Origin of the sequence: Stenotrophomonas sp. ESTM1D_MKCIP4_1 (assembly GCF_003086895.1) — a bacterium.
Lineage (GTDB): Bacteria > Pseudomonadota > Gammaproteobacteria > Xanthomonadales > Xanthomonadaceae > Stenotrophomonas.
The window spans coordinates 1,845,556-1,872,028 of record NZ_CP026004.1; the positions used below are offsets into that span (position 1 = coordinate 1,845,556).

The window sequence follows — 26,473 nt, forward strand, 5'->3', positions numbered from 1 at the left end:
GCTGACGGGTATCAATCCCGTCATCGTTCCATTTTCGGCACAAGTAAACGCAACGTCGATGCTATTGCCGTCAGAAAACATGCTCTATCGTTGAGGCCGATTTCGGTTTTCGGGGAAACACCGCATGGCGGTAGAAGCAGCGACCAGCGAGCTGGTCAAGGTCGTCGCCCTGTTGGGCGCGGCAGTGGTGATGGTGCCCCTGTTCCGCAGGCTTGGCCTGGGTTCGGTACTTGGCTACTTCGCCGCGGGCCTGGCGATCGGACCGTTCGGGCTGGGCTGGTTCTCCGACCCACAGGCCATCCTGCATACGGCCGAACTGGGCGTGGTGATGTTCCTGTTCGTCATCGGCCTGGAAATGCGGCCCTCGCATCTGTGGAGCCTGCGCAAAGAGATCTTTGGGCTGGGTACGCTGCAGATCGCCACCTGTGCACTGGTGCTCACCAGCATCGCCAAACTGTTCGGCCTGCCGTGGCAGGTCGCTTTCATCGGCGCCACTGGCTTCGTGCTCACCTCCACCGCGGTGGTGATGCAGCTGCTGGCCGAGCGCGGTGACATCGCGCTGCCGTCGGGGCAGAAGATCGTCTCCATCCTGCTGTTTGAAGACCTCTTGATCGTGCCGCTGCTGGCCCTGGTGGCCTGGATGGCGCCGAGCGCCGGCAGCGCCGATGGCGAAGGCTCGCGCTGGCTGTCGGTGGCCATCGGCGTGGGCGCCATTGTCGGCCTGGTGCTGGTCGGCCGCTTCCTGCTCAATCCGCTGTTCCGCCTGCTTGCCGAATCGAAAGCACGCGAAGTGATGACCGCTGCCGCGCTGCTGGTGGTGCTGGGTGCGGCGCTGCTGATGCAGCTGTCTGGCCTGTCGATGGCGATGGGCGCGTTCCTGGCCGGCGTGCTGCTGAGCGAATCCACGTTCCGTCACCAGATCGAAGCGGACATCGAACCGTTCCGCGGCATCCTGCTCGGCCTGTTCTTCCTCAGCGTGGGCATGGCGCTGGACCTGGGCGTGGTGGCCGGCAACTGGCAGATGATCGTCGGTCTGGTGCTGGCGCTGATGGCGGCCAAGGCGCTGTGCATCTACGTCGTGGCCCGCGTGATGGGCAGCGACCACGCACAGGCGATGGACCGTGGCGTGCTGATGGCGCAGGGCGGTGAATTCGCCTTCGTGCTGTTCTCCGCCGCCGCCAGTGCCGGCGTCATCAACATGGACATCAATGCCAACTTCACCGCCGTGGTCGTGCTGTCGATGGCGCTGACCCCGCTGGTGGTGCTGGTCTACAAGCGCGTGGCGCCCAAGCCCGAGGTGAGCCTGGAAGGCGTGGACGCGGCCGATGGCCTGTCCGGCAGCGTGCTGATGATCGGCTTTGGCCGCTTCGGCCAGGTGGCCAGCCAGTCGCTGCTGGCCCGCGACGTGGACGTCACCATCATCGACAACGATGTGGAGATGATCCATAACGCCGAGCGCTTTGGTTTCAAGATCTATTACGGCGATGGCACCCGTCTGGATGTGCTGCATGCGTCCGGCGCCGGTACCGCGCGTGCGATTGCCGTGTGCGTGAACAATGCCGAGGATGCCGATCGCATCGTGGAACTGGTGGTGCATGAATTCCCGCAGGCCAAGTTGCTGGTGCGCTCGTTCGACCGCGAACATTCGCTGCGCCTGATTCATGCGGGTGTGGACTTCCAGATCCGCGAAACGTTTGAATCGGCCCTGCTGTTCGGCCAGGCCGCCCTGATGGAACTGGGTGCGGAAGAAGAGGACGCGCAGGAGATTGCACAGCAGATCCGCGAGCGCGATGCCGAGCGGTTCGAGCTGGAAATGGCCGGAGGCAGCCTGCGTGCCGGCGCGCACATGGTGTTTGGCAGCGCCCTGCCGGGCGTGCCCACCCCGACCCCGTTCACCGCGCCCAAGCGCAAGGCCCGCACGTTGAATGCGGACCAGGTGCCGGAAGAAGAAGAGGAATAACCGCAAGGGGTCAGATGCCTTTCCAGCGGAAAGGGCTCTGACCCCGTTGTCGGATCGGCCCTGTGGGGTCAGAGCCCTTTGCCTGTGGCAAAGGGATCCGACCCCAGCCGGGTCGCCCCTTTGGTAGTGCCGGCCGCTGGCCGGCAGATGCGCGATGCGTCCGGGGTTCATGAGGTTGCCGGCCAGCGGCCGGCACTACCGGGCATGCGCCGGTGGGCGAGGGGGCCTGAATCAGGGACAATAGCGTCCCCGCCCACGCCCGCCCTGCACTCGATGACTGACTCCGCCCCCCAGCTTCCTGCCCGCATCCTCGATGGCCGCCGTATTGCCGAGGACCTGCTCGACAGCCTGAAGGTGCGCGTCGATGCGCGTGTGGCTGCCGGTGGCAGCCGCCCCGGCCTGGCTGTGGTGCTGGTGGGCGGCGATCCGGCCTCGACCGTGTACGTGCGCAACAAGCGCCGCGCGGCCGAAAAGGTGGGCATCGAAGCCTACGATTACGATCTGCCGGCCGGTACCACCGAGGCCGAACTGCTTGATCTGATCGACCAGCTCAACGCCGACCCCAAGATCAACGGCATCCTCATCCAGCTGCCGCTGCCGGGCATCCCTGATGCGCGCCGCCTCATCCAGCGCATCGACCCGCGCAAGGATGTCGATGGCTTCCATCCGGAAAACGTCGGCCACCTGGCCCTGCGTGAATTCGGCCTGCGCCCGTGCACCCCGCGCGGCATCACCACGCTGCTGGGCCACACCGACCAGCCCGTGCGCGGCCGCAACGCCACCATCGTGGGCGTCAGCAACCACGTCGGCCGGCCGATGGGCCTGGAACTGCTGATCGCCGGCTGCACCGTCACCAGCTGCCACAAGTTCACCCCCAAGGACGTGCTCGAACAGGCCGTGCGCAACGCCGACATCCTGGTGGTGGCCGTGGGCCGCCCGGGCATCGTGCCGGGCGAGTGGGTGAAGCCGGGCGCGGTGGTCATCGACGTCGGCATCAACCGCCTGGACGACGGCCGCCTGGTGGGCGATGTCGGGTTTGAAGCGGCTGCCGAGCGGGCGAGCTGGATTACTCCTGTGCCGGGTGGCGTGGGCCCGATGACCGTGGCCACGCTGATGCAGAACACGCTGGAAGCGGCGGAAGCGTCCTGATTCAACCGCGCCGCTGCGCTCGCCGGGCGTGGCCCGGCGCTACCGGGGCGGTGTCGGCCCGCATGACCCGCTCTTGGTAGGTGCCAACCTTGGTTGGCACGGGGCTGTCATTGGCCCGTCCGGGGGTAGCGGCGCCGATTGGGGGTGCCAACCAAGGTTGGCATCTACCAAAGGCGCCGCCCGCGCGACACTGCGTCGCATGCACCCCCTCCCACGGGCCGTGAAAAAGGGGTAAAATGTCGCGCTTCCCCACATCTCGGGTATGCCGATGCTGCGCATCCAGGCTGAAGCACTCACTTACGACGACGTCTCGCTCGTCCCCGCCCATTCGACCATCCTGCCCAAGGACGTCAACCTCGAAACGCGGTTGACTCGCGACCTGAAGCTCAAGCTTCCGATCCTGTCTGCGGCCATGGATACCGTCACCGAAGCCCGCCTGGCCATCGCCATGGCCCAGCTCGGCGGAATGGGCATCATCCACAAGAATCTCAGCCTGGAACAGCAGGCCGCGGAAGTGGCCAAGGTCAAGAAGTTCGAGGCCGGCGTCATCCGCGACCCGATCACCGTCGGCCCGGAAACCACCATCCGCGACGTGCTGGCCCTGACCCAGGCGCACAACATCTCCGGCGTGCCGGTGGTGGGCAGCGACGGCCTGCTGGCCGGTATCGTCACCCACCGCGATATGCGCTTTGAAACCGAGCTGGACGATCCGGTCCGCCACATCATGACCAAGAAGGATCGCCTGGTCACGGTGAAGGAAGGCGCCGCCAGCGATGAAGTGCTGCAGCTGCTGCACCGCAACCGCATCGAAAAGGTGCTGGTGGTCAATGATGATTTCGCCCTGCGTGGCCTGATCACCGTCAAGGACATCCAGAAGAACACCGACTTCCCCAACGCCGCCAAGGATCTGTCGACCCGCCTGCTGGTCGGCGCTGCCGTAGGCGTGGGTGGCGATACCGATCGCCGCGTGGAAGCACTGGTTGCTGCCGGCGTGGACGTCATCGTGGTCGATACCGCGCATGGCCACTCGCAGGGCGTGCTGGACCGCGTGGCCTGGGTGAAGAAGAACTTCCCGAACGTGCAGGTCATCGGTGGCAACATCTGCACCGGCGAAGCCGCACTGGCGCTGCTGGACAGCGGCGCGGACGCCGTCAAGGTCGGCATCGGCCCGGGCTCGATCTGCACCACGCGCGTCGTCGCTGGTGTCGGCGTGCCGCAGGTCACCGCCATCGACCTGGTGGCCGAAGCGCTGCAGGACCGCATCCCGCTGATCGCCGACGGCGGCATCCGCTACTCGGGCGACATCGGCAAGGCGCTGGCCGCCGGTGCTTCGACCATCATGGTCGGCGGCCTGCTGGCCGGTACCGAAGAATCGCCGGGCGAAACCGAGCTGTACCAGGGCCGCTCGTACAAGAGCTACCGTGGCATGGGCTCGCTGGCCGCCATGGAAAAGGGGTCCAAGGACCGCTACTTCCAGGACGCCGCCACCGCCGACAAGCTGGTGCCGGAAGGCATCGAAGGCCGCGTGCCGTACCGCGGCCCGGTGGGCGGCATCATCCACCAGCTGATGGGCGGCCTGCGCGCCACCATGGGCTACGTGGGCTGCGCCACCATCGACGACATGCGCACCAAGCCCAAGTTCGTGAAGATCAGCGGCGCCGGCCAGCGTGAGAGCCACGTCCACGACGTGACGATCACCAAGGAACCGCCGAACTACCGCGCCTGATGCGGGCCGGGCAAAGAGGAACGAGGAAGCTGATTCCCGTTCCTCTTTTTCCATCTGCCGCCACATTTGATTTCGTTTTCCCTACTGCATTGCCAGGGCGCCATGACCAACATCCATAACGACAAGATCCTGATCCTCGATTTCGGCGCGCAGTACACGCAGCTGATCGCCCGCCGCATCCGCGAGCTGGGCGTCTACTGCGAAATCTGGGCCTGGGACCACAACCCGGCCGAGATCGCGGCGTTTGGCGCCAAGGGCATCATCCTGTCCGGTGGCCCGGAATCGACCACGCTGCCGGGCGCCCCGGCCGCACCGCAGGAAGTGTTCGACAGCGGCCTGCCGATCTTTGGCATCTGCTACGGCATGCAGACCCTGGCGGCCCAGCTGGGCGGTGCCACCGAAGCGGCGGACCAGCGCGAATTCGGCCACGCCGAAGTGAACGTCATCAACCCCGATGCACTGTTCAAGGGCCTGAGCGACCACGGCGGCGAGCCGAAGCTGAATGTCTGGATGAGCCACGGCGACCACGTCTCCGTCGCACCGCCGGGCTTCACCATCACCGCCACCACCGACCGCATTCCGGTGGCCGCCATGGCCAACGAAGAAAAGCGCTGGTACGGCGTGCAGTTCCACCCGGAAGTGACCCACACCCTGCAGGGCCAGGCGCTGCTGCGCCGCTTCGTGGTGGATGTGTGCGGCTGCCAGACCCTGTGGACCGCCGCCAACATCATCGACGACCAGATCGCCCGTGTGCGCGAACAGGTGGGTGATGACGAAGTGATCCTGGGCCTGTCCGGCGGCGTCGATTCGTCCGTCGTGGCCGCGCTGCTGCACAAGGCCATCGGCGAGAAGCTGACCTGCGTGTTCGTGGATACCGGCCTGCTGCGCTGGCAGGAAGGCGACCAGGTGATGGCGATGTTTGCCGAGCACATGGGCGTGAAGGTGGTGCGCGTGAATGCCGCCGACCGTTACTTCAGCGCGCTGGAAGGCGTGAGTGACCCGGAAGCCAAGCGCAAAATCATCGGCAATCTGTTCGTCGAGATCTTCGACGAAGAGTCGAACAAGCTGAAGAACGCCAAGTGGCTGGCGCAGGGCACCATCTACCCGGACGTCATCGAGTCGGCCGGCAGCAAGACCGGCAAGGCGCATGTGATCAAGAGCCACCACAACGTGGGCGGCCTGCCGGAACACATGAAGCTGGGCCTGGTGGAGCCGCTGCGCGAGCTGTTCAAGGACGAAGTGCGCCGCTTGGGCGTCGAACTCGGCCTGCCGCGCACCATGGTCTACCGCCATCCGTTCCCGGGCCCGGGCCTGGGCGTGCGTATCCTGGGCGAAGTGAAGCGCGAATACGCCGAACTGCTGGCCAAGGCCGATGCCATCTTCATTGATGAGCTGCGCAAGGCAGATCTGTACGACAAGACCAGCCAGGCGTTTGCGGTGTTCCTGCCGGTGAAGTCGGTGGGCGTGGTGGGCGACGCGCGGGCTTATGAGTGGGTGATTGCGCTGCGGGCGGTTGAGACGATTGATTTCATGACCGCGCATTGGGCGCATCTGCCGTATGAGTTCCTGGGGACGGTGAGCAACCGGATCATCAATGAGTTGCGGGGGGTGTCGCGGGTTGTTTATGACATCTCGGGGAAGCCGCCGGCGACCATTGAGTGGGAATGAGTTGATAGGACTGGGGCGCCGAAAGGCGCCCTAGTTTTATGGCGCAATTGACGAGGCGTCGTCGCGCAATCTTTCAATTGGCTGCGGCGTACTGCCCTTAGGGGCGTCTCCGGCTGCATTGTCTTACGGGCTGAGAGCTTCCCCTTCGATCAAGCATCAGCGAGAATCAAAGGCTCAAAAATCAAACAGAGGCACTGCCATGGAACTTACCGCCGAGCTTTTGAGAAATGAAGCTCATGATTTCTCAAGTATGGAGAGCAGCCATCAAGAACATTCACTGTATGGTGTGACTGATGGCAAGGCGGTTGGTACATACCTGGAAGCGAAGTTCATTGGATATTTGCTAGCCAAGGGCTATGTCTTTGCGCGCGGCAACGCGGCGAGTGGCTTGGATATCCCATCGCTGGGTATCGATATCAAAGTAACGAGTATCAAGCAGCCTCAGTCTTCATGCCCATTCCGGTCAATCAGGCAGAAAGTTTACGGTTTGGGGTACGGATTGATCGTTTTCGTTTACTCGAAATCTGACGACGCCAAGAGTGAGACGTCGACTCTGACAATCATGGATACCATTTTCGTTGAGGCTGATCAGACTGCAGATTTTACGATGACGAGTGGATTGCTCGAGATCTTAAGGAATGATGGAAACGTGGAGGAACTTGCCTCTTTCATGCAGACTCGATCCCTCACTGATGATTACAATCATTTGATGCTTCTTTCTGAAGAGATTCTTTCTTCGCCTCCAAAGCAGGGCTATCTTACAATTTCTCCGGCTTTGCAGTGGAGGCTTCAGTACAAGCGTGCAATTGAAAAGGCGGGTACTGTTGATGGTGTCTATTCTGTCTACAAAACAAAATGAGCCAAAGTAAAAAAAAGATTGAGTTTGGTGATTTTCAGACGCCCGGCAGTTTGGCTGCTCAGGTATGCAGGGTGTTGCAAGATATCGGCATTTCACCTGGCTCCGTTCTTGAGCCTACGTGTGGAGTGGGCGCATTTGTGCAGGCTGCCAGAAGTGAATTTCCGGCGGCCAGTATTCATGGGTACGAGATCAATGAGGAATATCTGGATCTCCTCCGTGCGCGCTTATCCTTGGACGAAGAGCCGGTCCACCTGAATCACGCCAACTTCTTTGACGTTGACTGGTCATTGGAAATTGAAAGGTCGTGCAAAGGATCTCTTCTGATTCTTGGGAACTTGCCATGGGTTACCAGTGCAGCTTTGGGTGCGATAGGTGGTGGAAACCTTCCCAGGAAGTCAAATTTTCTTGGTTACAAGGGATTTGACGCAATTACTGGAAAGGCGAACTTTGATATATCCGAGTGGATGATGCTCGCGCTGATACGCTCGTTACATGACCGCAGGTACGACCTGGCGATGCTATTGAAGACCGCCACTGCAAGAAAAGTGATAAATTATGTAGAGAATATCGGGCTGGGTGTTGACCTGGCGGCGATGTACAGCATCGATGCAAAGAAGCATTTTGGCGCTGCTGTGGATGCCTCCCTGCTGGTTATCCGATTTTCGGGCGAAGTGTCTTCCGCCAGCTTGGAGTACGAAGTTTTTCCATCCATCGATGCCAGGCAGTCTGCGAAAGTCGGACATCGAAAAGGCATGATGATAAGTGATCTGGATAATTTTGATCGCCTTGAGGCTCTGATTGGGGATAGTCCGCAGAAGTGGCGTTCAGGCGTCAAGCACGATGCGTCATCAGTGATGGAGCTTACTAGAAGCGACGCTGGTCTTATAAATGGCTACGGTGAGGTGGTGGACATTGAGCCCAAATACCTCTATCCGCTCATGAAGGGTTCGGATATCGGCTCCAGCCGTTCTTGGCGGGACAAGTATGTGCTTGTAACGCAGACGCGAACTGGCGAAGACACCAGTCATATCCGCGAGGATGCGCCGCTTACGTGGAGATATCTCAAGCGGCACTCTGAGGTGCTTGATAATCGTGGAAGTTCAATTTACGCCAAGGGTCATAGATTTTCTATATTTGGTATCGGTGATTATGCTTTTCGGCCATGGCGAATTGCGATCTGCGGACTCTACAAGAAGCTGAATTTTCGACTACTCGGTCCTCTGGATGGGCGGCCAATCATGTTCGACGACACGGTCTACTACGTCTCGTTCGAGAATGAACTGGACGCGCGCCAGGCAATAACCCAAATTACGAGCTCGGAAGGCTTGGCGGTTCTGCAGTCCATGATTTTTTGGGATGAGAAGCGCCCAATCAAATCTTCGCTGCTGAACAAGTTCGACTGGTCTAGGGTTGGTGGCGAGCCTGTTGACGCGGACCGTTCTGGCGAGAGTGGATGTTTGCTGAGCACTGTAAAGGTAACCACCTCCCGGTGTGAACAGAACTGAACATTAGCGTTAAAGTTAACCTACTGCGAATTCGTAAACAATCTGAAGCCACAATCGACGCTCGTATCTATATTCGTAGCGAGAGGGGTGCGCATGGCAAGCAAGCAGTGCACGGATGAGTTCAAGGTCGAGGCGATCAACTGGGTAGCCGAGATAGGCCTTGCGGCTGCCAGGCCTTTCGGGCGGTCTGGGACTTCTTGCCACAGCTTGTGCCAACGGCTCAGCAGGGCCAGAAGCGAGGCTCTGGCCTGTGAAAATAGAAATCTACCCTAATCTTCTGGAGGTGCAGAAAATGCATCGCGTGGTGGCAACACTTCGTATTTGAACATTACCTTGTCGTCAATAGGTCCGATAAGATGTTCTCTCTCGGCGTGGTGCGCTCGGCCACTGCGCGTAGCTGCGACAAACCAAAACGAATTTCCCACATATTCCTCAGTAATATCGAATGAGAAGTTTCCGTGGCTGTTCCATTGAGCCCCCCTTGTTCGAATGTCATTTACCGTGCTTATTGAATTGGGATAGACTAAATACTCGACGGACTGGCCTTGCGGATCACTTCCGACAATTTTGAATTCGAGTCTGTCGCCTGGGCGTAGTTTTGATTGGGTCTCGATTGACTTTCCGCCCCCTAATGAGTAGTTATTCCCAAGGTTATCTTGAGCCATTTCAATTCGCGGATAATATGATTCGCTAGTTTCCATTTTGCTAAAATGCCTCGTGATTTCCGAGCGAATTTTTCCTGAGATTCCTATCGCCAGATGTATTTCGTGCGGCATGAAATCTCTACGATGTGCATCTGGGTTGCGCAGGTCTCCGAGTATTTTTAGTAGGCACTCTAGCTCGCGAAGATTGGGAAATATCGTTGAAATTCCTTTTTCCCAGTTCTTTTTGATAATTGTTGATAGGTCGTAAAAATCCGCGTAGTAGATAAGGCGGGGATCGACCCCGCCTCTCTTTTTCGCCTCCTGAGCCGCACGGAATTTCCAATTCTCAAGCCGGTCAAGAGTCACCCCGCTGGATTCTATCCAGCTCTCGCCTAGCGTGGAGCGAAGTGTGAATTGAATGGCGTCCCGTAAGCTATTCTCAACTTGTCGTAGTGCAGCGCTTGCGCCGCTGGCCTCAAAAAATTCGTCGTCATTAATTTTCATTTCTGACCTGTGGCCTTGTGAGTTTTGGTCAATAAATTTTTGATGGTGACATGTTGTCTTTAAGGGTGTACTGAAGAATTCCCAGCGCTATCGGCCGTTAACCGGCAGTGTGAGCGATCATGGCAGCTCATGTCGAGACGCCATTCATGTAGCTTACATTCGGCGTGCCGGAGTTCAACCGGATCCTGCGAGCGGGTATTCGCCGATGCTGAACGTTGGTCCAGGAGATATGTCTGCCAAGCACTCTGATAGTCGTTCTGAAAACCACCGCCGTTGTTGTGTCCGCTGCGCTTCCGTTGCTGACGATTTGGTTCATCCATCGGCGAGGGGCGCCGAGCGTGCGTTCCGCGTTGGGTTCAGGGTTGAGTGTGAATGCCCCTCGCCGGATTTCCGGTACATCCATGACCTTGGTGATGGTCGATGGGAAAGAGGATCGGGAGCACTACTTCTTCGACACAACAGCCTTCTACATGCGGCGGGGGCCTGCGCTCACGGCGGTTCCGCTCTCGCAGATCACCTCAGTCACACGAACCTCCGATGTCATCTACGGGCGCTACGTCTGGCAGGTGTGCTTCAGCAGGGCAGCGGGTCGCAGGTGCGTCACGTTCACCAACAACCTGACCTTGTTCAACCGAGACTTCCTGCTCTTCATTGAGGTGGTGCGGAAGGCCAATCCGCTCGCGACCGCTGACCGGGCGGGCGTCCGGTTCTAGCTTCGGCCGACGCAGGCAGAGCATCCACGCATGGCGTGGATCTACACTGGGCTTCCCCCCTACGGAAGCTCGCCCATGTACACTGGCAAAGTCGCGGTAGTCACCGGCTCCACCAGCGGTATCGGTCTTGGCATCGCCACGGCACTGGCGCGGCAGGGGGCCGATATCGTGCTCAATGGCTTTGGGGATGCGCAGGACATCGAACACATCCGTTCCAACCTGGAGACTGAGTTCGGTGTACGGGTAGCGCACGACGGTGCCGACCTTTCCCGTGGCGAAGCAGTACGCGAAATGATCGCCCGGACCGTGGCCACCATGGGCCGTATCGACATCCTGGTGAACAACGCGGGCATCCAGTACACCGCGTCCATAGAGGAGTTCCCCGTCGAGAAGTGGGACGCGATCCTGGCGCTGAACCTATCAGCGGTGTTCCACGCAACGGCAGCGGCCTTGCCCCACATGAAGCAGCAGGGGTTCGGCCGCATCATCAACATCGCATCGGTACACGGGCTGGTGGGCTCGGTGAACAAGTCGGCCTATGTGGCGGCCAAACATGGCGTGGTCGGGTTTACCAAGGTGACCGCGCTGGAGAACGCGGGCACGGGCATCACCGCCAACGCCATCTGCCCCGGCTGGGTGCGGACGCCGCTGGTCGAACAGCAGATCACCGCGCTGGCGGAGCGGGAAGGAACCGACCAGGAATCCGCCGCGCGGGAGCTGCTGGCTGAGAAGCAGCCCTCGCTGCAGTTCGTGACGCCGGAGCAGCTGGGCGACATGGTGGCGTTTCTGGCATCGGAAGCCGCCGCCCAGGTGACGGGCACGGCGCTTCCGATGGATGGTGGTTGGACGGCACGCTAACCGAGGCGTGCCGGAGTTGTGGGATCAGCGGATGGTGCTCTGGCGGCCATCAGCTCAGCCCTTGTTTGCAGCAAAGTATGCGCGTAGCTCGCTGAGGCTGGCCAGACCGGTGCAGGAGGATCGCGCGTATGTCATCAGCGTTTCCTTCTCCTTCGCACGCTCAATCGCGTTGGGATCGCCGGATGCTGCGGCCGTTGCGACCTCGGCGCGTGCTTCAGCAATAAAGTCGGCCAGACAGTCTTCCAGCTTCCACGCCGCATAGTGAAAGGCAGGGAAGGACCTTATTCGTCTGTCTTTCACAGAATCGAGCGCCTTCTGCAGCTCCTCGATGTGCTCAGGATAGTCCTTGAGCGTGTCACGCAGTTTGGAAGGGATGGGGGGAGGGGGCAGGGACATGGCAGATATCCATTCAGAGCGTCGAAAGCGTGGCGGGCGCGGTTTGTCAGGCAGGCCTGACTTCCCTGCACACCAGCTCGGCCAATTCCCTGCAGGTGAAGAACAACCCTTCCACCACGCCTTCATCCAGATGCCGTTCTGGCGACGCCACGGCTTGGCAGCGGCTGGCCGCGTGCAGCATTTCCACTGCGGTGAGAATGCCTACGGCGGCGCGGTCGATGCGGGCGAGGGATTGGCGGCGGCCTTCGGTGAGGCGTTCTTCCGGCCAGAGCATGCCGTCAGACCCTTCGCCGTCTCGGATGCGCCTGAGGCAGCCCTGGAAGGTGCTCAGTTCGGAGACGGGGTTGTCGTCGTCGTCGTTGATGGGATCTTGGGCGGGGAAGGGCGGGCCCTTGCGATTCGTCATGGTGTCGGCTTCCGTAGCTGTACTTAACAGCGCCCCCGTGCGAAAGACGGGTGGCGGACGGTACGTGGCTGCAAACCGGGATGCCAATGTGCCATTAGCCGGTGGGTCCGAAAACCCCCACGCACCGCCCGCCATAGAGGCCGACGGATTGCCCGCCGGCACCGCTTCAGGACGGTGCCGGCGGGCAAACGCATACAACAAGCACATTTGCAACGCGGGTTTGCAGACCCGGCCACCCTTTTCCGGTGGCGCGCCATGTTGTGTACGGCTGCACTTTCGATTCAATGAGAAAAATCGGAAAGCTTCGTAGGAATCGTCAGCACTGCAAAAAGTGTCGCATGTCTGCCCAATGGCAAGAACGACAACACAAGACGCGAAAGCGCCACCGAGCGGTCTACATCGACATCAAATGACGCAAGCAACCCGACAACCCACACAACACGTGACGCTTCCCGCTTGCGAAGCGTTGCATGAACCATTCCCACGAAAAGCGCGACTAACCCAAAAAACCTCGCATCCAGCCACACGAACGTGCCAGATGCGACAGTGCCATGGCACCATCACGCCCGCTGCAGCCGACGCAGCCACGTATCCCACGATTCGACCCGCACGCGCGGCGTGGTCTGCAGTTCGTACTCGTGGCGCTTGCGGCTTTCCGGCAGATCGTCGCGGGTGCGCCCGCCGATGACGATCGAACGGATGTTGATGTCCTTGTCCGGGTCCACCTGCAGCGGCCCCACCGGACCCAGAAACGCGTTGTACAACGGGCTGCCACGCTCGGCCTCCGCCCGGATGCGGTGCAGCTCGCACGGCACACGGTCCGGGTTGCGGTAGCAGTACGCAGCGCGGTCACGCAGCTGGCCAGCCGCCTGCTGCACCTTGTGGTTGAACGCCTGGTAGTGGTTGCTGTTGACCAGATTGAACTCAGCGCCTTTCACCTCGATGAGGATGACGTCCATGCGCGAGCGCCCGGTAAATACCGCGAAATCCACATAGCCATCGCCAATGGGCAGCTCTGAAAAACAGATGTATTCGCCAGCCGGCGCGCTCAGCCCTTCGGCCATGATGGACAGATCCTGCTTGAGCAGGCGCTGCAGCTCGCGTTCGCCGCTGCCGGCCTCCACCAGCGCCCGCACCGATGCGGCGGTGATCATGCGGTCGGCAATATCCAGCTTCCGCTTGGTGATGCGGGCATCTTCCGGCCAGGGCGAGCCATCGAAGGGACGCCTGGACAGGCGCAGCTTTTCGGCGGCGCCGAGGATGCGCGGATTGTTGCTGGTGCGATCCAGAAGTTCGTCCGGGTCGCAGCCCAGCAGTGCGATGGCGTCATCCTTGCATATGGGCTGCCAAGTGATGCCAGGGGCAATACGCACCTGGTCGAAGGTATCGCCGGATGCATCGTCCTTTTCGTAATGTTCGATGTAGACCTGCGCGCCGAGGGCCAGGCCGCCCTCTTCAATACGGGTGATGACGGTCTTGATGGCATTGGTTACTGAAGGGCCATCGTTGGAGTCGCCCAGGTCGGTGATGAGCACGCCCGTGCCGCCTTCCGTGGCGAAAACGCGAAGGCGGCACATGCCATTCGCGGTGGGCGGGTAATCGCGGGCGTAGCTCAGTACCGTGTCTATGATCTTCATGCGGCCATCGGGTTCCTTTTCTGCGGGCGCGCAGACGTTAGGTGTCGTTCTGCGCGGTGGCAATCAGGAAAGCCCTACAGGGGCGCGATGGTGCGGACAGCGGCCGCTGCATTCGCCGGGCATCACCCGGCGCTACTCGAACGTGGATGCAATCACCGGCTGCTGCGGCTGCGTTGCTGGATCCGTGCGACATCCTTGGCCGGTGGGTGGCCAAACGCGCGCGCATACTCGCGGCTGAACTGGGTAGGGCTTTCATAGCCCACGGTGTGAGCGGCGCGGATGACACTGCAACCGGAGGCCAGCAGGTGCGTGCGTGCCTGCAGCAGGCGCACCTGCTTCTGGTATTGCACCGGGCTGAGCGAGGTGACCGCCTTGAAGTGGCGGTGGAAGGCGGAAACGCTCATGGCCGCATCCGCAGCCAGATCTTCCACGCGCCAGCGGCGGGCGTAATCGCGGCGGATGGCCTGGATGGCCTGGTTGACGCGCGCCAGGGCGCTGTCCGGGCTGGCGATATCGCGCAGCATCCAGCCCATGGGGCCCTGCAGCACGCGGTACAGGATTTCACGTTCGTAGGCGGGGGCCAGCGCGGCGATGTCGGCCGGGTGCTGCATGAGGCGCAGCAGGCGCAGCCACGCATCCAGCAGTTGCGGGGTGACCGAGGCAACGGAAAACCCTCTTGCCTGCGGGGCGGGCGCAGCTTCGGGGAGGTCGTTCAACAGGCTGGCCAGCAGCATCGGGTCCAGGCTGAGTGCGACGGCCAGGTAGGGTGCACCGCTGGGACTGCTGCGCACGACGCCCGCCGCGGGCAGATCGATGGACATCACAAAGTACGTGGCCGGGTCGTAGTGCAGGGTCTGCTCGCCGACGGTCATCGACTTGCTGCCCTGCAGGATGAGGTTGATCATCGGCTCGTACACCGCCGCCAACTCATGTTCGGGCACGGCGCCCTGCACCATGGACACCCGTGGAATGCCGGTTTCGGTGCGGCGGTTCTGGGCATGCGCGGTCAGTGCGCGTAGTTCTTCAAGCAGGCTTTCCATGGCCGCATTGGACGCTGCGCACCGGGCCGGTGCAAGCGGTAAAGCAGGATTGGGCAGGAATGGGCGAGGATCCGGGCAGCTGGCCGGGGCCCGGCTGCCTATCGTGAGGGCCTGTCCTCAACACGGAATCCCCATGTCCATCACCCTTATCACCGGCGGCAGCCGTGGCATTGGCGCCAGCACGGCGTTGGCCTGTGCGCGCCGTGGCCACGGCGTCATCCTTACCTATCAGACGCAGGCTGCTGCTGCCCAGGCGGTGGTGCGGCAGATTGCCGATGAAGGCGGCCTGGCGGTGGCGTTGCCGCTGGATGTCGGCCAGGTACACACGTTTGGGGAGTTCCGCGCGGAGGTGGAGCGCACGCTGGCATCGGCATGGCCGAACGGGCAGCTGACCGGGTTGGTGAACAACGCCGGGCATGGTCTGTTCAACCCCATCGCCACGGTAAGCGAGGCGCAGTTCGATGGCCTGTTCAACGTGCACCTGAAAGGCCCGTTCTTCCTGACCCAGACGTTGCTGCCGTTGCTGGGCCCGCAGGCGTCCATCGTGAACGTGACCAGCGCCACCACGCGGGTGGCCACCGCCGGCGTAGCGCCGTATGCGGCGTTCAAGGGCGGGCTGGAGGTGCTGACGCGCTACATGGCCAAGGAGTTTGGTCCGCAGGGCATCCGGGTGAATTCCGTTTCGCCCGGGCCGATCCGGACCGAACTGGGCGGCGGCCTGGACGCGGCCTTCGAGACGGCACTGTCGGCGCAGACGGCGCTGGGCCGGGTAGGCGAGCCGGACGAGGTGGCCAAGGTGATTGCAGCGCTGCTGGGCGCGGACAGCGGCTGGGTGACGGCGCAGAGCGTGGACGTGTCTGGCGGCTATGTCATCTGACCACGGCGAAGGAGGTGTCTGATGTTGGACCATGTATTTCTGACCGTTGCCGATACGCAACGCGCCATTGCGTTCTACGCGCAGGTGCTGCCGGTGCTGGGTATTGACCGCCGCCTGGATTACGACGGGCGGCAGGGCCCACCGGGGCACCCGGATCTGAAAGGGTTTGGGGCGGACGGGCGGGTGTTCTTCTGGCTGCGGCAGGGGCTGCCGGCACCGCAGGCCGTGCATGTGGGCTTTGCCGCTGCATCGACGGCGCTGGTGGACGCGGCGTTCGCGGCGGCACTGGCTGCGGGCGCAACGGTCATTCATCCGCCGGGTGCACAGCTGCACTATGAGCCGCGCTACTACGCTGCGCAGGTGCGGGATCTGGATGGCTACAGCCTGGAGTTCGTGCACAAGCCCTGGCAACACGGAGCATGATGCGCATGCCTGTTTCGATGGCGCTGATGCAGCGCGTAGCCGAGACCCTTGCGGCGGCGACCAATGCGTTTGATGTTGATGGAGCGGTATCGCTGTTTACGCCTGATGCGGTGATTGATGACCCCTCTACCGGTCAGCGCTTTGACGGCGCTGCCGGGGTGCGCGCGTACATCGAGCGCTACTTCGTGGGTTACCACACGGTGACACGCATTCTTTCGGTGGAACCCGAGGCCCGCGCGCGGGCGTGCGTGCGGGTGGATTTCAAAGGCGACTTCGGCCACGAGACGGGACGCCTCGTGATGGCGCTGGACGCGGCGGGGCGCATCAGGCGTATCGATGCGGATCTGGATTGAACGCTTACGCGGAACCGGGGGTTGCCTAGGGACCGTAAAGCGCTTCCGGGTCGAGCCCGGCCAGGACGAGCACGCGGTCCCGCCGGACTTGTTGTACCCACGCGGCAAACATCCGCGCCTCGCTCAACATGCCGGTACTGCCGCAGTCGGGGCAAATCAGTTCGATGTCTGGGCCGACCTGCCGGAGACCACCGGGTTCGGAATAGCGACGTTCACTTCCACAGCTCGCGCATGCGCAGTGCAGCGCTTCTACCCGCTCGACGGTTCCGTTGGGGCGAAGCAGCGGCCGGATGCGAAGCACCCGGAAGGCGGAAGGAGCGTTCATGTGTCGAGCCGGTAAAGGGCTAGACAGGGGGGCGAAGGATTCGCACCACAGAGGAGCCAGATGGAACCACCATACAGCACGCGCGCGCCAGCGCGCTCACGCGTTGCATGCAGCAGGCAGGTCGAGGGACTGTATAGCCGAGCCCAGGCTCGGCTCCGCAGGTAATCCCTGGTTACGCGGCGATCAGCAGCATCGGGACGATGAGCGGTATTTCGACATTCCCGGCCATCGCAATGCTCTGGCTGCAGAACACATACCCCAGCGGATTGTCGGCCCGCAGTTGTTTGCTGGGTACGCTTTCAATCTCGCCCACTTCGTCCACGGCCAGGCCGATGACCTCCACCCCGGCGCGCACCAGCGCCATGGCGGGGCAGCTGTAGGTAAACGGGGTGAGCCCGCTGAGACGGCGCAGATCGGACACGCGCAGCGTTTTATCGCGCACGGTCAGGGTGGGGCCGCCGTCGATGATGGGCCGATCAAAGGTTTCCGCGCCGCGTATCTCGACCGTGGCCTGCACGTCCACGGCAAACCACTGCTCACCGGCCCGTACGGCCAGGTATTCAAAGAAGCGACGCGACGGCGAAGCGGGTGAACCGGCGGAAGGGGAAGACGGCTGCAAAGGAAATCCAAAAGAAGGCAATGCTGCGGCGGCGCCATGATGCCGCCTTGGCGGGCTCAACAGTGTCAGCACAAGATGAATGCCGAAAATCCTGTTCAGCCAACGCTGGGGCTCAGGCTCAGGCGCGGGCGTCGGCAGCGTCCAGCCGGGCGGCCAGGTCCAACGCGCTGATCGGCCGCGACAGCGCAAAGCCCTGGATTTCATCGCAGCCGTAGGCGCGCAGCAGGGCCACCTGGTCCGCGGTTTCCGCGCCTTCGCCCACGGTGCTGTAGCCCAGGCCATGGGCCAGGCTGATGACGGCCTGCACCTTCAACTGCGCGCGGGCGTCGGTGGGCAGGTCGTCGATCATGGATTTGTCCAGCTTGATGGTGTGGATGGGCAGTTCGGTGAGGTAACCGAAATTGCTGTAGCCACTACCGAAATCATCGATGGCCACGCGCACGCCCGCGTTGGCCAGTTGCTGCAGTTGTTCGCCGGGCAGCGAATCGGCGCGCAGCCATTCGCCTTCGGTGATTTCGATTTCCACATCGGTGCAGGACAGGCCCTTGCACAGCAGGGCAGATATGAACGCATCGGCCATGCCCTTGCGGGACACATCGCGCGCGGAGAGGTTGATGGACAGGGTGAGCGTAAGTCCTTCGCGGCGCCATTGGGCAAGCTGGCTGAAGGCGTGTTCCAGCACCCAGGCAGTGACGCCATCCATCAGCGCGGTGCGCTCGAACACGGGGATGAACTCGGCCGGGCTGACCGCGCCCAGCTGCGGGTGGTCCCAGCGCAGCAGCACTTCGGCGGCCACCGGGGCGAGGTCTGTGGCGCGGAAGCGTGGCTGATAGACCAGGTGGAACTGGTCCTGCTGCAGCGCCTGCTGGGCATCGGTGGCCAGGCGGTAGCTGCGCTGCAGCCGTTCATCGCGGGTGGGCGAATACCAGCAGCAGCTGACCTGCCCGGCAACGGCCGAGCCGAGGGCGATCATCATCTTGCGCAGGGCGTCGTCGGCGCTGTCGCGGCCCAGCGTGGTCTGGCACAGGCCGGCATGGAACTGCGGGGCCAGCGGCACAGCGGCGGCCATCATGGGCCGGATGAGGTCTTCATGCAGCATTTCGACCAGGCGCTCGATGGCGGTGCGGTCGGGCAGGTCCACCACGAAGGCGAAGCGGGTGGCGCCCACGTGATAGACCTGGGCCACGCCGTCCAGAGCGAGGTTGATGCGCACGCCCGCGCGTCGGATGAGCGCTTCCAGCGGCACCATGCCCAGTACCTGGCCGGCTTCGTTGGCGCGCGGCACATCCAGCACGTCGATCATGACCGCGTAGCAGTACTGCCCGGGCGACCGCAGGGAACGGGCGGCGTAATCGATGGCGAACTGGTGCCGGTTGGGCAGGCCGCTGACTGGATCACGACGTCCGCTGAGGGTGCGCAGCTCCAGTTCGTTCATCACGGCCATGCCCAGCGTCTGCAGCTGGCGGCGGTCATCGGCGGAAAACTGCCGGGGCACGCTGTCCATCACGCACAGCGCACCGATGGCCACGCCGTTGGCGGCGATGAGCGGGGTACCGGCATAGAAGCGCAGATGCGGCGGGCCGGCCACCAGCGGCAGGCTGGAAAAGCGCGGGTCCACGCGCAGGTCGTTGATGACCAGGCCGGCGGTGGAGCCGATGGTGTGCGCGCAGATGGAATCGCGGATATGCGTTTCGGCCACGGCCAGGCCCTGGCTTGAGATCAGCCGCTGGCGGTCAACTTCGATGAGCGAGACGAAGGCGACCGGCGCGTGGAAGGTGCGTGCGGCCAGATCGGTCAGGCGATCGAGCGAGGCCCCGGCGACGTCATCCAGGACGTCCAGGCTGTCCAGCGTCGACATGCGTTCTTCGGTACGGGTAGGGGCCATGTGCGTGTTCCAGTTGAACAGGGGCGCCATAGAGCCGAGGCAGTGCCGTGCAGGCGGCACGGCGGTGATGACAGGGTTGCAGGTGGGGAGCGGTGGCGTTGTGCAGAAACGGCAAGCATGGCGTTAAGACGGCGCGTCTCGCCGATGGCTGCGCCTGCGGTAGAGCACGGTGCGGTTGCGGCCGGCGTGCTTGGCGCGGTACAGCGCCTTGTCGGCTTGGCGGATGACCAGATCGGCATCGGCCTGGGTTTCCGGGTAATGGCTGACGCCGGCCGAAATGGTGACGTGCCCGACCGTGGGGAAGGCATGGGCTTCGATGACGCTGCGCAGGCGTTCGGCCACCTGCAGCGCGGTGTCGGCGCCCACATCGGGCAGCAGGGCGAGGAATTCCTCACCGCCGAGGCGGCACAGCACATCCTGCGGGCGCGCATTGGCCCGCATGCACTGGGCGATGCCGGCCAGCACCTGGTCGCCGGTGTCGTGGCCATGGCGGTCATTGACCTCCTTGAAGTGGTCCACGTCCAGGGTGATGACACCGAACGGCATGCCCGAGGCATTGAGCGCGCTGAGCGCGCGTTCCAGCCCGCGCCGGTTGAGCAGCTGGGTGAGCGGGTCGGTAAGCGTGGCCTGATCGAGAAGGCCGATGCGCTCGTTGAGGTTGCGGAAGCTGACCAGCACGGCCTGCTTGAGCTGGGCCGCTTCGTAGTACCAGGAATTGACCGCCTTGACCTGGGTGATGGCGGCGCCGACATCGCCTTCCTTCGTGTGCTGGGCCAGTTGCTGCAGCGGCGCAGCGATGCGGCGCGAGCACAGCCAGATGAGCAGCAGGGTGAGCAGGCCCAGCGGCGCGGCATTGCGCAGCACCGTGGCCAGCAGGCTGCCTGCGGGGGCGGCGGCGGATTCGGCGGGACGCTGGGCGACGATGCCCCAGCCGGCCGCGGGCACCGGGGCGAAGCCGGCCAGCATGTGCACACCGTGGCGGTTGTGGGAATGCACCGCCCCCGCGCGGCCTTCGCTGAGAGCATCGACGGCAGCGTTGCGGGTGGCAGCCTGGCCGACGCGGTCGGGCTCGGGGTGGTAGAGCACGGTGCCGTCGCGGCTGACGACATACAGGTACGAACCATCCTCGTAGGGATGTGTGCCGAGCAGCGAATGCAGCACGTTGGGATCGCGCAGGTGGATGGAGGCGGTGATGTAGCCGGCGTAATCACCCTCGCCATCGAACACGGGGTGGGAAAGGGTGACGACCAGGTTGCCGGTGTGGGCGATGAAGGGATCGCTGACCATCGGCAGCCGCTGCTGCAGCGCTTTCTGGTTGGCGACGCTGGTAAGCGCCTTGCCCTGCAGTTCCGGCAGCGCGGGCGAGGCGCCTACCACCACGCCCTGGGCATTGACCGAGATGACGCTGTTGAAGGCGTCGGTCTGCTGCTTGACCCGTTCCACTTCATCATCGTGCGCGGTGGGTTGGCCGACGTTGCGGCTGAGCCGTTCAGCGCCCACCGCCAGTTGCCGTTGCGCGTTCAACACGAAATGCTGGGTGGACTGGGCCAGCGAGTGCGCGTACACGCGGTTGGCTTCCAGGCTTTTGCCGAGCAGTTCCTGGCGTTGCACCTGGTAGCTGGCCCAGACCGCGTTCCCCAGCATGACGAGGGCGGACAGCGCCGCCAGCGCGAGGATCAGCCGCTGCAGGTTCACCTGCCGGATCGATGCGTTCACCCCTGCGCCTCCCTGGCGGCTGCGTGGAGCTCAGCGTAGCGCCGAGGGTGCAAGGGAACCCTTCACGCGCACCGCTCTGGTGGTGCCGGGCGCTGCCCGGCAACCTCGATGCGTGCTCAGCCGTCCGTGCTGCGGCTCAGGGCTTCCCACGCATCAATGCCCGCAGCCAGATCCTGCAGCTTGCCGCGCACCAGCTGCACGGCATCGCTGCCCAGCAGCAGGTGGGTGGGCGGGGCCTCGCTGTGGATGATCTGCAACATGGCCTGCGCGGCCTTTTCCGGATCGCCCAGCTGGTGGCCACTCTTGGCTTCGCGCGCGTTGCGGATGGGGTCGAACAGTGCGTCGTAATCCGCGATGGCACGTGGCGAGCGCACCATGGAGCGGCCGGCCCAATCGGTACGGAAGGAACCGGGCGCAACGGCGGTGACATGGATACCGAACCCGGCCACTTCCTTGGCCAGCACTTCGCTGATGCCTTCCAGCGCGAACTTGCTGCCGCAGTACCAGGCAATGCCGGGCATGGTGATGAAACCGCCCATGGAGGTGATGCTGAGGATGTGGCCACGGCGGCGCGCGCGCATGTGCGGCAGCACTGCCTTGATGAGCGCGGCAGGGCCGAACACGTTCACCTCGAACTGCTGGCGCAGTTCATCGAGGGTGGATTCTTCAAGAACCCCTTCGTGGCCATAGCCAGCGTTGTTGACCAGCACCTCGATGGCGCCGAGTTCGGTTTCGATGTCCGCCACGAGCTGGGTGATGGCGCCGGCATCGGTGACGTCGAGCAGGCGACCGTGGGCGCGGCCGGGGGCGAGGGCTTCAAAGGCGAGGCGGGCGGTTTCGCTGCGCACGGTGCCGACCACGCGATGGCCGGCGTGCAGGGCCTGCTGGGCCAGCGCACGGCCGAAGCCGCTGCTGACGCCGGTGATGAGGAAGAGGCGGGAGGTGTTCATGCGATGCAGCCTTGAGGTGGGACTTGCACGTTAGTGCTTGCGCGGTGCCCGGCCCAGGCCTAGGCTTCGAGCGTTCTTGCCTATTCCTATGAATCCATGAGCCAGATGCTGCTGCAGAAACGCATGGTGGAACGGCTGCAGGCGCTGGCCACGGAGGAGGGCTACACGCTGACGGCCTTGCCGGGCGTACGCCTGCTGCGCTCGAACCGGCCACTGGCGCGGACCCCGGTGCTGTACGACCCGGGCATCGTGATCGTCTGCCAGGGGGTGAAGCGTGGCTATCTGGGCGGGCAGGTCTACCAGTACGACGCGCAGCACTACCTGGCGGTGTCGGTGCCGGTGCCGTTCACCATGGAAACCGAAGCGACGGCCGAGCAGCCGCTGCTGGCGATCTACCTGCACCTGGACCTTTCGCTGGCCGCTGCGCTGATGCTGGAACTGGATGGGCACGCGCCCCCGGCGCCGGTTGTCGCGCAGAGCATGATGGCCAGCCCGATGCAGCCGGCCATGCAGACCACCGTGCTGCGGCTGCTGGACGCGCTGGCTGACCCATTGGAAGCGGCGATGCTGGGCCCGGCGCTGGTGCGCGAGCTGTACTTCCGCGTGCTGACCGGTGCGCAGGGCGGCGCGATGCGTGAGGCGCTGGCCATGCGTGGGCGCTTTGGCCGCATCGGCAGCGTGCTGCGGCATATCCATGCTGCGTATGCGACCGCGCTGGACGTGGACGCGCTGGCGGCGCAAGCGGAGATGAGCGTGCCGAGCTTCCACGCGCACTTCCGTGACATCACCGGCACCACGCCGATGCAGTACGTGAAGTCCACCCGGCTGCACCAGGCGCGGCTGCTGATGCTGCGGCAGGGCATGACCGCCGAAGCGGCAGCGCTGGCGGTGGGCTACGCCAGCCCCTCGCAGTTCAACCGCGAATTCAAGCGCCTGTTCGGGTTGCCGCCTGCCGCAGAAGCAGCGCGTATGAGGCGCAGTTTCGCCTTGCCGCCCGCGCCTGCCGACGCGGTGTATGTGTCCTCACATTGAGGTGCAGGCCAAAACGCCGCCCAACCCGGCAACCACCGCTTCCCACCCGCTCGGAAACCGGTGCATCCCACTCCGCCCGGCAACCGACGCATCCCACCCCGCCGGTAGTGCCGGCCGCTGGCCGGCAAACGTGGCAGCCTCGCAGATTTGACATCATCCCTACCAACTAGTAGGTTTACACCCATGAAAGACCCGCTCTCCCCCAAAGCCCACGAGATCCTCGCCCATGCCCGTTCCCTGCTGGAAGCCGGTGGCTACAACGGTTTCAGCTACGCCGACATCTCGGCGCGGGTAAACATCAGCAAGGCGAGCATCCACCACCACTTCCCCAGCAAGGCGGACCTGGTGCGCACGGTGGTGGTGCTGTACCGGGCCGAGGCGCGGGAAGGCCTGGCCCTGCTCGACCGCCAACTGGGCGATCCGCTGAAGGAGTTGAACGCCTACGTCGATTACTGGTCCAGCTGCATTGCCGGCGGGACATCCTCGTTCTGCATCTGCGCGATGCTGGCCGCGGAAGCGCCACTGATTCCGGCTGAGATTGCCGATGAAGTGCGCGGCCATTTCGAGGACCTGAGCGGCTGGCTGGCGCTGACCCTGGAAAAAGGGGCGGCGTTGGGTCAGCTTCGGCTGCAGGGCAGTGCGACCGATGAGGCCAAGGCCTTCATGTCATCGGTGCACGGCGCGATGCTGGCCGCGCGCGGCTTGGGTGATGCCACCACGTTCGCGGCGTTGGCCCGGTTGGCCATTGCGCGGGTAAGCGCGGCCGCCTGACGTTTTCCTGGAAAGGCCTGCGATGGTGCGGGCCTTTGTTTTACCCCTAATGCCTACCTACTAGTAGGTTCAAAAACCAGCGGAGATTCCCATGGCACATCCCTTGTCCACCCTCGGTGCGATCCACACCGCTGTCAGCCTGGTGCCGATCCTGGCCGGCCTGTACGGCTTCGTCCGCCATCGCGCCATCGCCCCCGCGACACGTGCGGGCAAGCTCTATCTGCTGGGCCTGGTTTTGTCGGTGGCGACGTCGTTCACCGTGTCCAGTACGGGCGGCCTCAACCCCGGCCATGCCTTCGGTGTCATCGTGCTGCTGGTGGCTTTCGGTGGCGTGCTGGCGGGGCGGCTGCGCGTCCTTGGCCGGGCGGCGCCATACCTTTCAACGTTCGCCTTGTCTTTCAGTTTTTTGCTTTCACTGGTACCGGGCACCAATGAAACGCTGACGCGGCTGCCGGTGGGCCACCCGATTGCCGCTGCGCCGCTGGCGCCGGTGGTGCTGCAGACGCTGCTGGTATGTGGGGTGCTGTTCGTAGTGGGGTTCGCAGCGCAGTGCTGGCGGATTCGATCGCGCAGATGAGGGATAGGCTGGGCGTTCAGCACACGCGCAGGCCGAACGTGCCCAGTTAGGTCAGGCGCGATCCACTGGGGCGCGTGCTGTGTGCAGCAAGCGCAGAACTCGAACGTGCGTCTGCACGACGTCGTAGACAAGCACATATCGGGGATGAACAACCCACTCCCGTGTACCCGGAATTTGCCCTGGCTTACCAATGCCTGGATGGCGCACCAGGTAAGCCGCTCGCTCACTGAACAGTTCGTCCAGCGCGAGCGCCGCACTGGGGCTGTCTGCTTCAATGAAGGTGTAGATCAGTTCGCGGTCATCGCTCGCCTCTGGTGTCCAGAACAGTTCTTTCACTTGGTGCTTTCAAGCCTGCGTCTTGTTGCTGTACGACGTGCGGCAAATCGTGCTTCCACCTGGTCAGCGGGTATCAACCTGCCCGCGTTTGCGGAATCGAGCCCTGCCTGCACCTGCAGACGGAACTCGGCATCATTGTCGGTCGTTTGCTGCTGCAGCACGAAGGCACGCATGAAATCGCGCAGCAACTGTGCGCTGGTGCGATCCCGCGCTTTGGCCGCGTCCCCAAAGGCCTGCTTGAGATCTTCGTCAACGCGGAAAGTAAACGTGGCTTCGTTCATGATGAATTCCTGTGTTACATCGTGGTAACAACGTAACACAGGTCAGTATCCTGACCTGTGAGTATCGGGCACCCGCGTACGGAGATCGTTCGATGGTGAAGGCTAACGCGGCCAAAGGCGTGGCGCGAGGCCGGAAGCGTCAGCTCGTTGGCTGCTCGCTCAACAGCCCACCAGCCGATCCGCACTCAGTGCACCGCGATGCTGGCTGCGGTATTCGGTCGGGCTGGCATCGACCAGCCCCCGGAAATGCCGGCGGAAGGATTCCTGCGAACCAAACCCCGCCTGCTCGGCCACCCACTGCAGTGGGCGGTCAGTGGTTTCCAGCAGTTCGCGGGCGAGGGCCACGCGCTCGCGGATGAGCCAGTCGATGGGCGACAGCCCGGTGGCTTCCAGGAACTGCCGCTGGAGGGTGCGCTGGCTCAGCGCTGCCTGTTCGGCCAGGCTGCCCAGCGAATGCGCGTGGCGGAGGTTGTGGCGCATCCATTCCATCAGCTTCGCCAGCCGCGTGGGTTCGCCGTTGGGAATGGCCCGGCTGACGCGCTGGCTGCGCTCGGCATCGCGCCACGGTGCCAGCACCAGGCGCTCGGCCACCAGGTTGGCCACGCGTGCGCCGTAATCCTTGCGCACCAGGTGCAGCATCATGTCCATCCCGGTGGCCGAGCCGGCCGAGGTGATGATGTCGCCGGTATCGACGTACAGCACATCGTCGCGCACCTGGATGCGGGGAAAGTCGCGCGCCAGCGCTTCGGTCAGCCGCCAGTGCGTGGTGGCCTGGCGGCCATCGAGCAGCCCGGCCCAGGCCAGTACGAACGCACCCGAGCAGATGGAGGTGATGCGTGCGCCGCGTGCGTGGGCGCGGATGAGCGCATCGAGCAGCGCCTGCGGTGGGCGTTCGCTGGGATCGCGCCAGCCGGGGATGACGATGATGTCGGCGTCATCGACGGCATCCAGCGAACAGGGCAGCTGCACCTGCGCGCTGCCGAGCATGCGCAGCGCTCCGGGTTCACCGGCACAGAGCTGGGTGCGGTACCACGCCACCCCCAGTTCGGGGCGGATGGGAGCGAACAGGCCGACCGCGCAGCCGAACTCGAAGAGCCCTTGGCCGTGGCAGGCCACGATGGCAACAGTAGGCGCGGTGGGGTCGATGCTCATGGCCTGATGCTACCGGCGCGGCTGTGGTGCGCGCAGTGGCGCGCGGGTATGTGGAGATGCCAGCGCGGTATATGGCAGGGGTCGGATCCCTTCCGCAGGAAGGGCTCCGAC

At 63.4% G+C, this 26,473-nt stretch carries 27 protein-coding genes; 14 read left to right on the plus strand and 13 right to left on the minus strand.

The annotated features are described in order from the left end of the window. Window positions 1-124 precede the first annotated feature (124 nt). From C1924_RS08570 to C1924_RS08595, 6 genes are all read left to right on the plus strand, one after another. Window positions 125-1,960: a monovalent cation:proton antiporter-2 (CPA2) family protein gene (locus tag C1924_RS08570; RefSeq protein WP_108764906.1), complete on the plus strand. Its 1,836-nt coding sequence runs from the start codon at window positions 125-127 to the stop codon at window positions 1,958-1,960. Window positions 1,961-2,233: 273 nt separating this feature from the next. After that, complete coding sequence (folD, locus tag C1924_RS08575; protein WP_108764907.1) at window positions 2,234-3,109, plus strand: bifunctional methylenetetrahydrofolate dehydrogenase/methenyltetrahydrofolate cyclohydrolase FolD; 876 nt, start codon at window positions 2,234-2,236, stop codon at window positions 3,107-3,109. Window positions 3,110-3,377: 268 nt separating this feature from the next. Further along, window positions 3,378-4,835 carry an IMP dehydrogenase gene (gene guaB, locus C1924_RS08580; protein WP_079225191.1) on the plus strand — a complete coding sequence of 486 codons (1,458 nt, stop codon included), beginning with the start codon at window positions 3,378-3,380 and terminating at the stop codon, window positions 4,833-4,835. 102 nt (window positions 4,836-4,937) lie between these two features. Next, on the plus strand, window positions 4,938-6,503 hold the full coding sequence (guaA, locus tag C1924_RS08585) for a glutamine-hydrolyzing GMP synthase (RefSeq protein ID WP_054171531.1): 1,566 nt from the start codon (window positions 4,938-4,940) through the stop codon (window positions 6,501-6,503). Between the two features lie 199 nt (window positions 6,504-6,702). Beyond that, a complete protein-coding gene (locus tag C1924_RS08590) occupies window positions 6,703-7,362 on the plus strand; it encodes a restriction endonuclease (protein WP_108764908.1) in 660 nt (219 codons plus the stop codon). Next, entirely contained in the window at window positions 7,359-8,867 is a 1,509-nt protein-coding gene (locus tag C1924_RS08595; RefSeq protein WP_216821582.1) for a class I SAM-dependent methyltransferase, read from the plus strand. The genes C1924_RS08590 and C1924_RS08595 overlap by 4 nt, the downstream gene beginning before the upstream one ends. A gap of 269 nt (window positions 8,868-9,136) precedes the next feature. Here C1924_RS08595 and C1924_RS20285 read toward each other — a convergent pair whose 3' ends face one another. Further along, window positions 9,137-10,015 carry a Swt1 family HEPN domain-containing protein gene (locus tag C1924_RS20285; RefSeq protein ID WP_159094770.1) on the minus strand — a complete coding sequence of 293 codons (879 nt, stop codon included), beginning with the start codon at window positions 10,013-10,015 and terminating at the stop codon, window positions 9,137-9,139. A 401-nt stretch (window positions 10,016-10,416) separates the two neighbouring features. On the opposite strand from C1924_RS20285, the gene C1924_RS08600 reads away from it, so the two are divergent. Continuing rightward, window positions 10,417-10,728, plus strand: coding sequence for a hypothetical protein (locus tag C1924_RS08600; protein ID WP_108764909.1), 312 nt, complete (start codon window positions 10,417-10,419; stop codon window positions 10,726-10,728). A 75-nt stretch (window positions 10,729-10,803) separates the two neighbouring features. After that, entirely contained in the window at window positions 10,804-11,586 is a 783-nt protein-coding gene (locus C1924_RS08605; RefSeq protein WP_108764910.1) for a 3-hydroxybutyrate dehydrogenase, read from the plus strand. Window positions 11,587-11,640: 54 nt separating this feature from the next. Here C1924_RS08605 and C1924_RS08610 read toward each other — a convergent pair whose 3' ends face one another. The 4 genes from C1924_RS08610 to C1924_RS08625 all read right to left on the minus strand — a co-directional run bounded on the left by C1924_RS08610 (window position 11,641) and on the right by C1924_RS08625 (window position 15,065). Further along, window positions 11,641-11,982 carry a hypothetical protein gene (locus tag C1924_RS08610; protein ID WP_108764911.1) on the minus strand — a complete coding sequence of 114 codons (342 nt, stop codon included), beginning with the start codon at window positions 11,980-11,982 and terminating at the stop codon, window positions 11,641-11,643. Window positions 11,983-12,028: 46 nt separating this feature from the next. Further along, on the minus strand, window positions 12,029-12,388 hold the full coding sequence (locus C1924_RS08615) for a hypothetical protein (RefSeq protein WP_108764912.1): 360 nt from the start codon (window positions 12,386-12,388) through the stop codon (window positions 12,029-12,031). Between the two features lie 560 nt (window positions 12,389-12,948). Then, window positions 12,949-14,025, minus strand: a complete 1,077-nt coding sequence (locus C1924_RS08620) for a Shedu immune nuclease family protein (RefSeq protein ID WP_108764913.1) — start codon at window positions 14,023-14,025, stop codon at window positions 12,949-12,951. Window positions 14,026-14,177: 152 nt separating this feature from the next. Further along, window positions 14,178-15,065 carry an AraC family transcriptional regulator gene (locus C1924_RS08625; RefSeq protein WP_108764914.1) on the minus strand — a complete coding sequence of 296 codons (888 nt, stop codon included), beginning with the start codon at window positions 15,063-15,065 and terminating at the stop codon, window positions 14,178-14,180. A 133-nt stretch (window positions 15,066-15,198) separates the two neighbouring features. On the opposite strand from C1924_RS08625, the gene C1924_RS08630 reads away from it, so the two are divergent. The 3 genes from C1924_RS08630 to C1924_RS08640 are packed head-to-tail and all read left to right on the plus strand — an operon-like array spanning window position 15,199 to window position 16,718. After that, a complete protein-coding gene (locus C1924_RS08630) occupies window positions 15,199-15,942 on the plus strand; it encodes an SDR family oxidoreductase (protein WP_108764915.1) in 744 nt (247 codons plus the stop codon). A 21-nt stretch (window positions 15,943-15,963) separates the two neighbouring features. After that, a complete protein-coding gene (locus C1924_RS08635; protein WP_108764916.1) occupies window positions 15,964-16,365 on the plus strand; it encodes a VOC family protein in 402 nt (133 codons plus the stop codon). Window positions 16,366-16,370: 5 nt separating this feature from the next. Further along, entirely contained in the window at window positions 16,371-16,718 is a 348-nt protein-coding gene (locus tag C1924_RS08640; RefSeq protein WP_254051236.1) for a nuclear transport factor 2 family protein, read from the plus strand. 25 nt (window positions 16,719-16,743) lie between these two features. On the opposite strand, the gene C1924_RS08645 is transcribed toward C1924_RS08640, so the two are convergent. The 5 genes from C1924_RS08645 to C1924_RS08665 all read right to left on the minus strand — a co-directional run bounded on the left by C1924_RS08645 (window position 16,744) and on the right by C1924_RS08665 (window position 22,213). After that, entirely contained in the window at window positions 16,744-17,043 is a 300-nt protein-coding gene (locus C1924_RS08645) for a hypothetical protein (protein WP_108764917.1), read from the minus strand. Window positions 17,044-17,215: 172 nt separating this feature from the next. Continuing rightward, window positions 17,216-17,866: a chemotaxis protein CheW gene (locus C1924_RS20645; RefSeq protein WP_108764918.1), complete on the minus strand. Its 651-nt coding sequence runs from the start codon at window positions 17,864-17,866 to the stop codon at window positions 17,216-17,218. Beyond that, window positions 17,781-19,547, minus strand: coding sequence for an EAL domain-containing protein (locus tag C1924_RS08655; RefSeq protein WP_254051237.1), 1,767 nt, complete (start codon window positions 19,545-19,547; stop codon window positions 17,781-17,783). The genes C1924_RS20645 and C1924_RS08655 overlap by 86 nt, the downstream gene beginning before the upstream one ends. A gap of 123 nt (window positions 19,548-19,670) precedes the next feature. Beyond that, the gene (locus C1924_RS08660; protein WP_254051238.1) at window positions 19,671-21,263 is read right to left on the minus strand and encodes a sensor domain-containing diguanylate cyclase; all 1,593 of its coding nucleotides are present in this window, start codon (window positions 21,261-21,263) and stop codon (window positions 19,671-19,673) included. Between the two features lie 116 nt (window positions 21,264-21,379). Beyond that, the gene (locus C1924_RS08665) at window positions 21,380-22,213 is read right to left on the minus strand and encodes an oxidoreductase (protein WP_108764919.1); all 834 of its coding nucleotides are present in this window, start codon (window positions 22,211-22,213) and stop codon (window positions 21,380-21,382) included. A gap of 96 nt (window positions 22,214-22,309) precedes the next feature. On the opposite strand from C1924_RS08665, the gene C1924_RS08670 reads away from it, so the two are divergent. The 3 genes from C1924_RS08670 (at window position 22,310) to C1924_RS08680 (ending at window position 24,593) form a co-directional block, all read left to right on the plus strand. After that, the gene (locus C1924_RS08670; RefSeq protein WP_216821583.1) at window positions 22,310-23,245 is read left to right on the plus strand and encodes an AraC family transcriptional regulator; all 936 of its coding nucleotides are present in this window, start codon (window positions 22,310-22,312) and stop codon (window positions 23,243-23,245) included. A gap of 183 nt (window positions 23,246-23,428) precedes the next feature. Further along, window positions 23,429-24,016: a TetR/AcrR family transcriptional regulator gene (locus C1924_RS08675; protein ID WP_108764920.1), complete on the plus strand. Its 588-nt coding sequence runs from the start codon at window positions 23,429-23,431 to the stop codon at window positions 24,014-24,016. Window positions 24,017-24,107: 91 nt separating this feature from the next. Further along, window positions 24,108-24,593 carry a hypothetical protein gene (locus C1924_RS08680; protein WP_108764921.1) on the plus strand — a complete coding sequence of 162 codons (486 nt, stop codon included), beginning with the start codon at window positions 24,108-24,110 and terminating at the stop codon, window positions 24,591-24,593. A gap of 51 nt (window positions 24,594-24,644) precedes the next feature. Here C1924_RS08680 and C1924_RS08685 read toward each other — a convergent pair whose 3' ends face one another. From C1924_RS08685 to C1924_RS08695, 3 genes are all read right to left on the minus strand, one after another. Continuing rightward, complete coding sequence (locus C1924_RS08685; RefSeq protein WP_108764922.1) at window positions 24,645-24,929, minus strand: type II toxin-antitoxin system RelE/ParE family toxin; 285 nt, start codon at window positions 24,927-24,929, stop codon at window positions 24,645-24,647. Beyond that, complete coding sequence (locus C1924_RS08690; RefSeq protein WP_108764923.1) at window positions 24,926-25,210, minus strand: hypothetical protein; 285 nt, start codon at window positions 25,208-25,210, stop codon at window positions 24,926-24,928. Before C1924_RS08690 ends, C1924_RS08685 begins: the two co-directional genes overlap by 4 nt. 159 nt (window positions 25,211-25,369) lie before the next feature. Next, on the minus strand, window positions 25,370-26,362 hold the full coding sequence (locus C1924_RS08695) for a helix-turn-helix domain-containing protein (protein ID WP_108764924.1): 993 nt from the start codon (window positions 26,360-26,362) through the stop codon (window positions 25,370-25,372). Window positions 26,363-26,473: the final 111 nt, after the last annotated feature.